Source organism: Oharaeibacter diazotrophicus (genome assembly GCF_004362745.1).
In the GTDB taxonomy this organism is placed as follows: Bacteria; Pseudomonadota; Alphaproteobacteria; order Rhizobiales; family Pleomorphomonadaceae; genus Oharaeibacter; species Oharaeibacter diazotrophicus.
The window spans coordinates 774,583-786,335 of the sequence record NZ_SNXY01000007.1 but is presented as its reverse complement, the minus strand read 5'-3'; the positions used below and the strand labels follow the sequence as shown (position 1 = coordinate 786,335).

The 11,753-nt window shown below is 69.9% G+C and carries 13 protein-coding genes; 12 read left to right on the top strand and 1 reads right to left on the bottom strand.

The window, feature by feature from the left end; translation table 11 throughout:
- Positions 1-13: 13 nt before the first annotated feature.
- Complete coding sequence (locus EDD54_RS12250) at positions 14-598, bottom strand: SspB family protein (protein ID WP_126541442.1); 585 nt, start codon at positions 596-598, stop codon at positions 14-16.
- A 430-nt stretch (positions 599-1,028) separates the two neighbouring features.
- Here EDD54_RS12250 and EDD54_RS12245 point away from each other — a divergent pair, with 430 nt between their 5' ends.
- From EDD54_RS12245 to EDD54_RS12190, 12 genes are all read left to right on the top strand, one after another.
- Complete coding sequence (locus EDD54_RS12245) at positions 1,029-1,334, top strand: hypothetical protein (RefSeq protein ID WP_126541441.1); 306 nt, start codon at positions 1,029-1,031, stop codon at positions 1,332-1,334.
- Positions 1,334-3,874 (top strand): DUF3987 domain-containing protein, encoded by a 2,541-nt coding sequence (locus EDD54_RS12240; protein ID WP_126541440.1) that lies wholly within the window; start codon positions 1,334-1,336, stop codon positions 3,872-3,874. Before EDD54_RS12245 ends, EDD54_RS12240 begins: the two co-directional genes overlap by 1 nt.
- Positions 3,875-4,189: 315 nt before the next feature.
- Complete coding sequence (locus EDD54_RS12235; protein ID WP_126541439.1) at positions 4,190-5,362, top strand: phage portal protein; 1,173 nt, start codon at positions 4,190-4,192, stop codon at positions 5,360-5,362.
- The gene (locus EDD54_RS12230) at positions 5,352-5,873 is read left to right on the top strand and encodes an HK97 family phage prohead protease (protein WP_126541438.1); all 522 of its coding nucleotides are present in this window, start codon (positions 5,352-5,354) and stop codon (positions 5,871-5,873) included. Before EDD54_RS12235 ends, EDD54_RS12230 begins: the two co-directional genes overlap by 11 nt.
- Positions 5,874-5,875: 2 nt before the next feature.
- Positions 5,876-7,072, top strand: coding sequence for a phage major capsid protein (locus EDD54_RS12225; protein WP_126541437.1), 1,197 nt, complete (start codon positions 5,876-5,878; stop codon positions 7,070-7,072).
- 61 nt (positions 7,073-7,133) lie between these two features.
- Positions 7,134-7,544 carry a hypothetical protein gene (locus tag EDD54_RS12220; RefSeq protein ID WP_126541436.1) on the top strand — a complete coding sequence of 137 codons (411 nt, stop codon included), beginning with the start codon at positions 7,134-7,136 and terminating at the stop codon, positions 7,542-7,544.
- A 229-nt stretch (positions 7,545-7,773) separates the two neighbouring features.
- Positions 7,774-8,385 carry a hypothetical protein gene (locus EDD54_RS12215; RefSeq protein WP_126541435.1) on the top strand — a complete coding sequence of 204 codons (612 nt, stop codon included), beginning with the start codon at positions 7,774-7,776 and terminating at the stop codon, positions 8,383-8,385.
- Positions 8,385-8,744 (top strand): HNH endonuclease, encoded by a 360-nt coding sequence (locus EDD54_RS12210; protein WP_126541434.1) that lies wholly within the window; start codon positions 8,385-8,387, stop codon positions 8,742-8,744. Before EDD54_RS12215 ends, EDD54_RS12210 begins: the two co-directional genes overlap by 1 nt.
- Positions 8,745-8,902: 158 nt before the next feature.
- Positions 8,903-9,463 (top strand): head-tail connector protein, encoded by a 561-nt coding sequence (locus EDD54_RS12205; protein WP_126541433.1) that lies wholly within the window; start codon positions 8,903-8,905, stop codon positions 9,461-9,463.
- Positions 9,464-9,491: 28 nt separating this feature from the next.
- On the top strand, positions 9,492-9,854 hold the full coding sequence (locus EDD54_RS12200) for a phage terminase small subunit P27 family (protein WP_245515735.1): 363 nt from the start codon (positions 9,492-9,494) through the stop codon (positions 9,852-9,854).
- Positions 9,829-11,421 carry a terminase large subunit gene (locus tag EDD54_RS12195; protein ID WP_126541431.1) on the top strand — a complete coding sequence of 531 codons (1,593 nt, stop codon included), beginning with the start codon at positions 9,829-9,831 and terminating at the stop codon, positions 11,419-11,421. The genes EDD54_RS12200 and EDD54_RS12195 overlap by 26 nt, the downstream gene beginning before the upstream one ends.
- The gene (locus tag EDD54_RS12190) at positions 11,418-11,714 is read left to right on the top strand and encodes a hypothetical protein (RefSeq protein ID WP_126541430.1); all 297 of its coding nucleotides are present in this window, start codon (positions 11,418-11,420) and stop codon (positions 11,712-11,714) included. The genes EDD54_RS12195 and EDD54_RS12190 overlap by 4 nt, the downstream gene beginning before the upstream one ends.
- Positions 11,715-11,753: the final 39 nt, after the last annotated feature.

The following is an 11,753-nucleotide window of genomic DNA, read 5'->3' as shown; positions in this document are numbered from 1 at the left end:
GGGAACCGCCCGGTCACGGCTTCTTGCGGAAGGCGTCGAGCGAAACGACGCTCGCCGACTTGCCATCGTCGGCCTTGGCCGGCTCCTCGACCGCCGGAGCCTTCTCGGCCTCCGCCTTGGCGGGCGCCGGAACGGCCGCGGGCGCGGCCGCCGGCACCGGCGCGAGCGCGACGGGCGCCGGGGTGGCGGCCGGCGTCGGCGCCGCGCCCTCGCGCGCCGCGTCGACCGGCTGGCCGTCCTCGCCGACGACGTTGAAAGTCACGGCGAACTCGACGGACGGGTCGAAGAAGCCCTTCAGCGCGGTATAGGGCACCACCAGCTTTTCGGCGATGCCGGAGAAGGACAGCGACACCTCGAAGGCGTGGTCGTTGGCCGAGAGGTCCCAGTACTGGTGCTGCAGCACGATGGTCATCTCCTCCGGATAGCGCTCGCGCAGGCGCGAGGAGATCCGGACACCCGGGGCACGGGTGTCGAAGGAGATGAAGAAGTGGTGGTCGCCGGGCAGCCCGGCGTGCGCGACCTCGGTCAGCACCTTGCGGACGAGGCCGCGGAAGGCTTCCTGCGCGAGGACGTCGTATCGGATCAGGTCCTGGGCCATGGCTGCCACCCCGCTCGGGCGTCGTCGTTCCCGGGTCATATAGCCCCGGCCCCGGACGCTGTCGAGCCGCGCCGGGCAAGCGCTTGCGCCGCAACGGAAAGCCGTAGCGCGACGGCCCTGCGGCGGACGGAATCGGCGAGGAAGGGAAGTGGAGGTTTCTCCCGTTATACGGGAATACCTTGTCGGCGCAAGCGGATAGGTTTTTCAGCGCGACCGGGAACGGATGCGAACCGGACAAGAACAATCCGGGAGAGTGTAAAACCGCTGTCGCCGCAAAGAAAAGCGCCGTCCCGGCTGGTCCCCGGAACGGCGCTATGTGTCCCCACGTCCTGCCGAGGCATAGGCTGAACGGGTGCGCGGATGATATCCGCCGCGAGTCCGAAACGCCAGTGCTCGGCGGCCCGCCCCCTCTCATCCGGAGGGCCGCGGCATGACGTCGAAAGCGGCCCGCACCACCAAGCGCCCGGCGCCCAAACCGCCGGCCACGCCGATCCCGGATCACGCCCCCCGCGCTGCGGACGGGCGGCCCTTCACCTTCACGTTCGACAATATCGGCTGCCGCGCCGGCCCGAGCGATCGTCGCTGGTTGGTCGCCATCTGGCTCTCGGAGCCCGGCGCCAAGCCGAGCGAGGGCTTGGCCATCGAGGACTACGATGACGACGTTCGCGCGTTGCTTCGTGCCAACGAGATCGGCGTGATCGTCCAGCCGCGCCCGCGCAAGGGAGGGCCGGCTTGATGGTGGCCCTCTCGACTCGCTTCAACCCCGACGACCATCTCGAGCCGGCGGCGATGACCTGCGATCCGCCCAACCTCGCGGCGGCCCTGCGGCACGCCGAAGCCGGAATCCCGGTGTTCCCCGCGTTAGTGTCTCCCGGCGAGACTTCGTGGAACAAGCGCCCCGCCATCGCCGGGTGGCAGGCCGGCGCGTCGATTGATCCCGAGCGCATCCGCGCGTGGTGGCGGCAGTTCCCCCACGCCCTACCCGGCATCGAACTCGGCCGCGCCGGGCTGGTGGTGATCGACGCCGACCGCCACGGCGACGGCCCGGACGGCATCGCAGCGCTTGCCGAGTTGGCGGCACTCCATGGCGGGCTTCCCGTCGGCCCGATCGTCGAAACGGCCGGCGGCGGGCTGCACTACGTCTTCCGGAACGTGCCGGCCGATCCGCTCGGGAACTCGCCGGGCGCGCTTCCGGCCGGAGTCGACGTCCGCGGGGCCGGGGGGTGGATCGTCGCACCTGGCGCTGTTCGCTCCGACGGCGCGGCGTATCGGGAGGTCGACGGCGCGCCGTCGCTCGCCGAGGCGTTTGCCGAAGATGGCGCCGGTGACGAGCTGCCGACCATCCCGGCTTGGTTGGCCGAGATCATCAGACGGCCGAAGGCCCCGGCGAAGCCAGAGACGTGGCGCGCCCCGGCGCGTCCGGTGGCGGCCCCGGCCACCGTCGGCGATCGGGAACGCCGCTACGCGGCCAAGGCCCTTGCCGCCGAGGCCGCGAAGCTGGCGAGCGTGACGAGCGGCAGGAATTCCGCACTCAACGCGGCGGCCGTCAAGGTCGGGCACTACGTCGGAGCCGGGTGGATCGGCGAGGCCGAGGCGAGCGACGCCCTCGCCGAGGCCGCGACGGCAAACGGCTACGTCGCGAAGGACGGTTCCCGCGCGATGCTGGCGACGCTCGCCAGCGGGCTGCGGGCCGGCATGGCTGAACCGGCGGCGCCGCTCCCGGACCGGATCGACGACGACGCCGAGTTCGGGGCGGCCATCGTGGCGGGCCTGAAGCGCGGCGAGCGGATCGACCCGAAGACGGCCGAGGCCAATGCAGGTGAAGGACGTCCCCTCAGATCCGAGGGGGCATCGGCACCGGAGGCACTTTTCGACCCGTGGGAAGCCTACATCGTCCCGAGCTTCCCGCTCGACGTGCTGCCGCCGGCCATCCGGGGCTTCGTCGAAGAAAAGGCCGTTCACCTCGGGACGTGCCGCAGCGCGCTCGCCATGGCGGCGCTGGGGGCTTGCTCCGGCGCGATCGATCATCGGTGGAAGCTGCGGCCACGGCAGCACGGCGAGTGGAGCGTGTCGCCGCGACTGTGGGTCCTGCTGGTCGGCGATCCCAGCCGGGGAAAAACTCCCGCGATCAATGCGGCCTTGGCGCCGATCGAAGCCGAGGAGGCCGCGCGCCGGCAAGCCTATCTCAACGCAGTCGGCGAGCACGAGCGCGCGCCGGTGACCTCGCCGGAGCCGGAGAAACCGGACCGTCTCGTTGTCGGGGACGTCACCGTCGAAAAGCTCGGCGAAATCCTGTCGAGGCAGTCGCGCGGCGTCCTGGTGAAGCGCGACGAAATCGCCGGCTGGGTCGGCGCCATGGAGAAGTACAGCGGCGGCCGCGGGTCCGCGGTCGACCGGGCGTTTTGGCTTCAGGCGTACAACGGCGGCACGTTCACGGTCGATCGGCAGACGCGCGGCGAGCTTTACGTGTCAAACTTGTCGGTTTCGCTCATCGGCGGCATCCAGCCGGCACGCCTCGCCCAGCTTCGGGACCTCGAGGCGGACGGGCTGCTGCAGCGCTTCCTCCCCGTCATGATGGCCGCGCGAACCTATCCGGAAGACCGGCCGTTCCACCGCGACGGCGACCCGTATGGCCGGCTGGTGACCGCCCTGCTGCACGTGCATCCGGAATGGTCGGCGAGCGGCCCGGTGCCGCTCAAGGTACACGCCGACGGCGCGCGGATCGTCGAGGCGCTGATGCGGCATTTGTTCGACCTTGAACAGGTCGCCGACGTCTACGCGGCGGGCTTCCAAGCTTTCGTCGGGAAGCTCGGCGGCGTGTTCGGGTCGCTCGCCCTGGTGCTCCACTTGGCGCACCATCCCGAGGCGCCCCCGAGCTACGTCCCGGCCGACATCGTCGAGAAGGCGGCCCGGATCATCCGCGAGTTCATCATTCCGCACGCACAAGAGTTCTACCGCACGGCGGCGACGGTGACGGACGGCGATCGGACGGCGAAGGTGGCGAGCTGGATCTTGACGAGCGGCAAGACGCAGTTCGTGCCGTCCGACTTCGTGCGCAACGTCGCCCATTTCAAGAACTTGGGCGTGTGGGAGGTCAACAAGGCGCTGTCGCCCCTGGTGGCCGGCGGATGGTTGGTGCCGGCAGAGGTCGGCCCGCTGGCGAGGAAATGGACCCTCTCGCCGGCAGTCCCCGTGTTCTTCGCAGCGCGGGCCGCCGAGGAAGATCGACGGAAGGCCGTGCTCGCGGACTTGATGCGGAGCCCCCGCAAGCGCTGAACTCGGAACGACCTCTCGACGGCGCGCTCATTGGTTGCACCATTGGCGCGCCGTCTCTTTTTGAGTGAATTTCTCGATAATCTCGATACGCGCGTACGGAGACAGACGACATCTCTTTTTCCATACAAATACCTATGTCCTCATCCCTCGCGCGCGCGTATCGAGATCGTCGAGAAATGCTCCTTTAGATTGCACATCTTCAGACTTGTCGTCAGTGGTTGAAGGCGCCTGCCCCCCATGGCCGGCTGAAATGCGCCTAGTTGATCCGAGTTGCACACTCCCGGACGCGCTGCGAACGGCATGACAATCCCGGTCATGCTCGACCGCATCCGCGCCATCTTCGCCCGCGAGGGCCGCAGCCTCGCCGCCCCGTCGGAGGAGATCTTGCGGATCTTCGGCGTGCCGGCTGACGGCGCGTACCTTTCGGCCGAGGCGGCCCTCCGGGTGCCCGCTGTGGCATGCGCGGTGCGGATCCTCGCCGAGGCCGTGGCGACGCTCCCGATCAAGCTCTACCGGCAGGGTGACCAGGAGCCGGCGTTCGACCACCCGGCCTACACGCTCTTGCACGATGACGCGTCGGACTGGTGTTCCGCCTATGACCTGAAGCTCGCCGTCACGATCGACGCGCTCACGAACGACAAGGGCGGGTTCGCCTATGTGAATCGCCTCGCCGGCCGGCCCGTCGAGCTGCTGCGGCTCGACCCGGCGGCCGTGACGGTCACCACCGGCGCAGGCGGCGAACCGTCCTATGTCCTCGCCGAGGCCGGCGGCCCGCGCGAGCTCGACCGCCGAGACGTGATCCACATACGCGCCTTCGGCCATGTCGATCGCTGCCCATTGAGCTTGGCGCGCGAAGCGATCGCCACCGCAGCGGCCCAGGATCGGCACGCCCGCCGGCTCTTCACCCGGGGTGGCCGGCCGAGCGGCGTCCTGAAGGTGCCCGGCAAGCTCGCCCCCGACGCGGTGCGGCGCATCCGGGACTCCTGGCATGCTGCCCATTCCGGAGAAGAATCGGGCCGGACCGCAGTCCTGGAGGGCGGCGCCGAGTTCTCGCCCCTGACCTTCTCGGCCGTGGACCTTCAATTCGTCGAGGCGAGGACGTTCCAGATCCTGGAGATTGCCCGCGCGTTTCGCGTCCCGCCCCACATGCTCTACGAACTCGGCCGCGCAACGTGGTCGAATACTTCGGAGATGGGTCAGGATTTCTTGACCTATAGCCTTCTCCCATGGCTGGAAGTGTGGACCGGCGCGATCCGGCGCACGCTCCTCACTCCCGAGGAGCGCGCGACGATGAAGGTGGAGTTCATCACCGACGACCTTGTCCGCGCCGACCTCGCCGCGCGGATGAACGCGTATAGCGTCGCCATCGCCGCCCGGATCCTCAACCCGAACGAGGTGCGGGCGATGGAAAACCGGGCGCCGTACGACGGCGGCGAAGCGTTCGTTAACCCGAACACGACGTCCGGAGGGTCGCCGAATGCAGCGTGAGACCTCCGACATCGAAGTCCGCTTCGCCGCGCCCGGCGAGGACGGCACCATCGAGGGCGTCGCGATCCGCTTCGGCGTGGTCGACTCCTATGGTTCGCAGTTCGCGCCCTCGGCCTTCGCCGGCATGGAAGGGCGCACGGTGCCGATGCTGTGGAGTCACGACCGGGCGGACGTCATCGGTTCTTGGACCGTCACCCGGATCTCGCCGACGGACATGAAGGTCCGTGGCCGGCTGAACTTGGACGTCCAGCGGGCGCGCGAGGCGCGCGCGATGATCCAGGCCGGCGACGTCCGCGGCCTCAGCGTCGGCTTCTCTACCGTCAAGGACGAACGCCGCGGCGCGGTCCGCACCATCCTCCGGGCGACGCTCCACGAGGTCAGCATCACCGCCTTCGCGGCCGTGCCCGGTTCGGCCGTGACGTCCATTCGATCCGACCGCGCCGGCGCCGCGGTTCGACTCGCCGAGGCCGCGCTGTCGGCCGCTCGCGCCATCCGCAACCCGAGGCCTTGACCATGACCAACCATTCCCCGATCGAGACCCGCTCGGCGCTGCCGATCGAGACCCGCGACGACCCCGGCACCGGCGGCACCGGCGATCCGATCGCCGCGGCCGTCGCCGCGGTGGAGGAGATCCGCTCGGCCGTCACCGGCTCGGCGGCCGAAACGCGCACCGCCGTCGAGGGCCTGCGCACCGACCTCGCCGCCTTCCGCACCCGCCTGGAGGCCGTCGAGGTCCGCGCCAACCGTCCCGGCGCGACGGCCGCGAACCCCGCCGAACCGCCGATCGAACGGCGCGCCTTCACCGGCTTCCTGCGGGGTGGCCGGGAGATCCTGACCCCGGAGGAGGTCCGCACCCTGCGCGTCGCCGACGACACGGCCGGCGGCTATCTCGCCCCCACCGAGTTCGTCTCCGAGGTGATCAAGGGCATCGTCCAGTTCTCGCCCGTGCGGCAGGTCGCCACCGTCCGCACCACGGGCAGTGGGTCCGTCACGCTGCCGAAGCGCTCCGGCACCATCACCGGCCGCTGGGTCGACGAGACGGAGGATCGCACCGGCACCGAGGGCACCTACGGCGCGGCCGTGATCCCGGTCCGCGAGGCGGCGTTCTACATCGACGTCTCGACGCGCCTCCTGGAAGACGCCGCCGTCAACATCGAGGCCGAGCTCGCCGCCGACGCCGCCGAGGAAGCCGGCCGGCTGGAAGGCGCGGCCTTCGTCACCGGCGACGGCGTGAAGGCGCCGATGGGGTTCATGTCCGATACGGGCGTCGGCTACACCGCCAACGGCCACGCGACGACGCTCGGCGCCGACGCGCTGATCTCGCTCATGTACGCCATGCCGGCGGCGTATCGGAACGCCGGAACGTGGGTCATGAACGGCACGACCCTGGCGACGATCCGCAAGCTCAAGGACGGGCAGAACAACTATCTGTGGCAGCCGAGCTACACGGCCGGGCAGCCGGAGACGATCCTCGGCCGGCCCGTCGTGGAATCCCCCGACATGCCCGACATCGCCTCGGGTGCCTACCCGATCGCCTTCGGCGACTTCGCGCGCGGCTACCGGATCTACGACCGCCTGGCACTGTCGGTGCTCCGCGACCCCTACTCGCTCGCCACCGCCGGCAAGGTCCGCTTCCACTTCCGCCGGCGCACCGGCGGCGGCGTGGTGCTCGCCGAGGCCCTGCGCAAGCTGAAAATGGCGACCTCCTGACGATCCCGCCGGGCGGCTTCCTGCCGCCCGTCCTCTCCCCTCGTGACGAAGGAACCTCCCCATGCGGGACCTCATCCATTCCATCAAGCCGACCAAGGTCATCGCGCCGATCGTCGTCTCGGACAACACCGCGGCCGTCGGCGCCATCGTCGATCGCCTCGGTTACGACAGCGTCAGCTACGTCATCCAGACCGGCGTGCTCGCTGATGCTGACGCGACCTTCGCCGTGCTCCTCGAGGAATCCGACGCTTCGGACATGACCGGCGCCGCGGCCGTCGCCGATGCCGATCTTCTCGGCACGGAGGCCGCGGCCTCCTTCACCTACGCCGATGACGGCGCCGTCAAGACGCTCGGGTACATCGGGTCGAAGCGCTACACGAGGCTCACGGTGACGCCGACGGGCAACAGCGGCTCCGCACCGATCTCCGCACTGGCGATCCTCGGCCATCCGGCGAGCGCGCCGGTCACCTGAACCCGGGGGCCTCATTGACGGCGCGGCGTGGCGCCGAACAACCGCAAGGGACCTCGGCGCCCCCGGGTAGCTTCGGCGACCTGCAAGCCGTGAAGGTCTCGACCACGCGAGAACCGGCCGTGAACACCTGCGCGGCGCGGACTCCCCGAGCGCGATGCTCGGCGCACTGGCGGGCCGGCGAGCGCGACGCTAGGCCGGCCCGTCACACCCTCGGCGAGGTCCCGACAACATGATCCGCACAAGCACCATCACCGTCGCCGCGTCGGCTGCATTGGTCGAACTCGACGACGTGCGCGACGATCTCGGCATCTCCGGCACCGACGCCGACACCTTCCTCACCCGCGCAATTGCCCGCGCCTCCGGCGCCGTCACCGGCTACCTCGGCTTCAATCCGCTCGCCGAAACGGTGGTTGATCGGTTCGACGCCGAGACGGGATCATGCGGCGGCGCGCTCGTGCTGCTGCTGTCCAAGATCCCCGTGTCCGCCGTCGCGGCCGTCGTGGAAGGCGGCGTCAACCTCACGGCCGAAGACTACCGGCTCGACGCCCGAAGCGGCAGCCTGTACCGCCTCAACACGAGCGGCCGGACCTCGCGGTGGTCGGTCCTGCCCATCGTCGTCACCTTCACCGCAGGCCACGCAACCGTGCCCGGCGACATCGCCGCCGCGGTGCTGCAGATGGTCCGCGCCGACTACCACGGTCACGACGTCGACCCGGCGATGAAGAGCGAGGCCGTCGAGGGCGTCAGCGCTCGCAGCTTCTACGACCGCAGCCGCGGCCCGTCGCTCGGCCCGGACGTCGCCGCCGCGCTCGACCGCTACCGCATCCCGGGCGTGGCGTGATGGCGCGCCGGCCGGCTTCCATCTGCGGCTGCGGCCTCCGCATCGCCAGCGGCGAGCGGTGCCCGTGCGCCAAGCGCCGCAAGGCCGCGGCCGACGCCGCCCGGCCCTCGGCCGCAGCGCGAGGCTATGACGCCGAGTGGCGGAAACTGCGGTCCCGCTTCCTCGCGGCTCACCCGCGCTGTGAAGCCTGCGGCGCTGCGGCGCACGAGGTCGACCACGTCCAATCGGTCGCCGAGCGGCCCGACCTGCGGCTCGCGTGGCCGAACCTTCGGGCGCTCTGCAAGTCGTGCCACTCGCGGCGCACCGCTCGGGATCAGGCATTCGGACGCGGAAGCCCGATCGCCGGGCGCGGGACATGACGACGGCGCCGACGCGAACGCCCGCCAGCGGGGCGCGGACGGGCCGGCGCGCACCACCCCGGGGGTGGTCGACGACTTTCCCCGAGGGGGCCGGGACCGGTCGGGGTCAATCGCGCGAGATCGGGCCGAATTGGGCACTTACATAGGGAATTTCCTCAATGTCCGTTACGATCGTGACGCCGCCGACCGAAACGCCGGTCACCCTCGCCGACATCAAGGCGCATCTCCGGATCGACTTCGACGACGAAGACGCGCTTCTCGTGTCGCTCATCGAGGCGGCGACGGGGCAGATCGAAGCGCGCCTCGGCCGGGCGCTGGTGATGCGGACGGTGCGGCAGACGTTCAAGCGCTTCTCGCCCGTGCTCCGGCTCTCGGCCTCGCCCGTCCAGTCGGTGGCGAGCGTCGCCTATCTCGACGCGGCGAACGTGGATCGGACGCTCTCGGCCTCGGCCTATCGCGTCGAAGGCGTCGGCGACGTGGCGACGATCGCGCCCGTGACGCCGTGGCCGGCCACGGGAAGTGAACCGGATGCGGTCGCGGTGACCTACGTGGCGGGATACGGCGACGCCGAGGAAGTGCCGGGCGCGATCCGCAACGCGGTCAAGATGCTCGCCGGTGGCCTGTACAACCACCGCGAAAGCACGACGGCCGCGGACCTGATGCCGGCGATCGAAGGCGTCGAGGATGTCATCACCGCCAACCGCGAATGGGCGTTCTGAGATGCGTGGCAGAAAACCCGAGCTGCAGGTGATCGCCGGCGGCATGGCGAAGGCACCGCGCCCGCCCGCGTGGTTGCCGGAGGAGGCGCGCGCCGAGTGGCGACGGGTGGTTCCCGGCCTCGTGTCGCGGCGGGTGCTGACGGCGGACATGGTGAGCATCCTGGAGACATACTGCCTTCACGTCGGGCTGGTGAAGCGCGCATGGGCCGCCATCGCCGCCGAGGGCGAGTACGTCGAGGGCAAGCGCCACGCCGCTTTCACGACCCTCACGCAATCCACGGCCGAGGTGCGCCGCGGCGCGGCCGAGCTGGGTCTCACGCCGACGTCGCGGCCGAAGCTCCCGAACTTGCCGGAGGAGGAGGTGGATGCCTTCGCCGAGCTGGATATTTGATGATTCCCCGATCGACGACCCGTTCGGCTACGGCGAGCGGGCCGTCAGGTTCCTGCGGATCTTGAAGCACCCGAAGTCGACGGCGCCGGGCAAGGCGTTCACGCTCGACGCGTGGCAAGAGCGGATCGTCCGGCGGATCTACGGCCCGGCGCACCCGGATGGCCGGCGCATCGTGCGCACTGTGTTCATGCTGCTGCCGCGCGGGAACAGGAAGACGTCGCTCGGCGCCGGCCTCGCGCTGCTCCACGCCATCGGCCCCGAGCGGGTGGCCGGCGGGCAGGTCATTTCGGCTGCGGCCGACCGCAAGCAAGCCCGCATCGCCTATGAGGAAGCCCTCGGCATTATCCGCGAGGAACCGCGCATCTCGGCCGCGGTGCGGCTGCTTGACTATAAAAACCGGGTCAGCCATCCGAAGTCCGGCGCGGTCTACGAAGCCATCTCGTGCGACGCCGGCACGCAGCACGGCCGCACTCCGACGTTCGTGCTCGCCGACGAACTCCACGCGTGGAAGAAACGCGACCTGTGGGACGTGCTCCGGACCGGCCTCGTGAAGGTCCCGGGTGCGCTTCAGGTCATCATTACGACCGCCGGCCGGGGGCAAGAGAACGTCGCCTTCGACCTCTACGACTACGCACGGCGGGTCGCCTCCGGCGAGGTCGACGACCCCGGCTTCCTGCCGATCCTTTTCGAGGCGCCGCGGGATTGCGACTGGCGGGACGAAGCCATTTGGCACGACGTCAACCCGGGCCTCGCCAGCGGCTACCCGGATCTTGAGGGGCTTCGCCAGCTTGCGCGCGAGGCCGAGGCGCGGCCGGCGGACCGCGAGGCGTTCCGGCAACTTCACTTGAACGTGTGGTTGGATCACTCGGCCGACCCGTTCCTCGATATGACCGTCTATGACGAAGGCGCCGCGGCGATCGACGAAGCCGACCTTGAAGGGCTGCCCTGCTGGGTCGCCATCGACGCGTCGTCGACCACCGACCTTACCGCCGTCGTCGCGTGCTTTCGCGATGGCGACACGAACTTCGTCCTCGCCTGGTTCTTCGTCCCCGAGGACAACCTTCGTGCCCGTGCCGATCGCGACGGCGTGCCGTATCCCCGGTGGCGCGACGAGGGCCACATCACCGCCACGCCCGGGAACGTGATCGACTATCGCGCCGTCGAGGCACATATCCGCGACCTCTGCTCGCGCTTCGACGTCCAGGAGATCACCGCCGACCCGGCCTATAGCCGGCAGATCACGGGTCCTCTGGTCGATGACGGCTTCACGGTCACCGAATTCCGGCAGGGCTGGCGATCGATGGGGCCGGCCATCGCCGAGCTTGAGCGTGCCATCCTCGGCCGTCAGTTCGTCCACGGTGGCAATCCCGTGCTCCGCTGGTGCTTCGACAACGTCGCCGTCCAGGACGACGGCCGGGGCAACCGCAGTTTCCACAAGGGGAAGTCTCGCGACCGCATCGACGGCGCCGTTGCCGCGGCGATGGCCGTGGCGCGTGCGGCCCTCGCCGAGGGCGGGTCCGTCTACGACGACGTCACCGATCGGCCGGAGGGGCTGCTGTTCCTATGAGCGCGCCCGCCATCGCCGACGATGCCGGCCGGGCGCTGGTCAATGTGACCGTGGTGACCTTGCTGCGGGTCGACGGGCCGGGGCGCCTCGTTGCCCTGGCGAATGCCGAGATCGAAATCGATGGCGTTCCGATTCTCGTTCAAGGGGTTCGGGCGCTTCGGTCCGGCGCGGTCTTGACCGTCGAGGCGCCGCAGTTTCGCGACCGGGATGGCCGGTGGTGCCCTGGCGTCGTTCTGCCCGATCCCGTGCTCGCCGAGATCGCGGCGCAGATCCGCGAGGCGTTGGCGCAATAGCATGAATACATGAAGAAAAAGCTCCGCCCTTTAAGGGCG

What these genes read in the sequence shown, in the direction of transcription:
- EDD54_RS12190 (WP_126541430.1), top strand. Translation starts at nt 11,418, where the DNA reads ATGAGCGCGCCCGCCATCGCCGACGATGCCGGCCGGGCGCTGGTCAAT.
- EDD54_RS12230 (WP_126541438.1), top strand. Translation starts at nt 5,352, where the DNA reads ATGCAGCGTGAGACCTCCGACATCGAAGTCCGCTTCGCCGCGCCCGGC.
- EDD54_RS12210 (WP_126541434.1), top strand. Translation starts at nt 8,385, where the DNA reads ATGGCGCGCCGGCCGGCTTCCATCTGCGGCTGCGGCCTCCGCATCGCC.
- EDD54_RS12240 (WP_126541440.1), top strand. Translation starts at nt 1,334, where the DNA reads ATGGTGGCCCTCTCGACTCGCTTCAACCCCGACGACCATCTCGAGCCG.
- EDD54_RS12250 (WP_126541442.1), bottom strand. Translation starts at nt 598, where the DNA reads ATGGCCCAGGACCTGATCCGATACGACGTCCTCGCGCAGGAAGCCTTC.
- EDD54_RS12245 (WP_126541441.1), top strand. Translation starts at nt 1,029, where the DNA reads ATGACGTCGAAAGCGGCCCGCACCACCAAGCGCCCGGCGCCCAAACCG.
- EDD54_RS12205 (WP_126541433.1), top strand. Translation starts at nt 8,903, where the DNA reads ATGTCCGTTACGATCGTGACGCCGCCGACCGAAACGCCGGTCACCCTC.
- EDD54_RS12235 (WP_126541439.1), top strand. Translation starts at nt 4,190, where the DNA reads ATGCTCGACCGCATCCGCGCCATCTTCGCCCGCGAGGGCCGCAGCCTC.
- EDD54_RS12220 (WP_126541436.1), top strand. Translation starts at nt 7,134, where the DNA reads ATGCGGGACCTCATCCATTCCATCAAGCCGACCAAGGTCATCGCGCCG.
- EDD54_RS12225 (WP_126541437.1), top strand. Translation starts at nt 5,876, where the DNA reads ATGACCAACCATTCCCCGATCGAGACCCGCTCGGCGCTGCCGATCGAG.
- EDD54_RS12215 (WP_126541435.1), top strand. Translation starts at nt 7,774, where the DNA reads ATGATCCGCACAAGCACCATCACCGTCGCCGCGTCGGCTGCATTGGTC.
- EDD54_RS12195 (WP_126541431.1), top strand. Translation starts at nt 9,829, where the DNA reads ATGCCTTCGCCGAGCTGGATATTTGATGATTCCCCGATCGACGACCCG.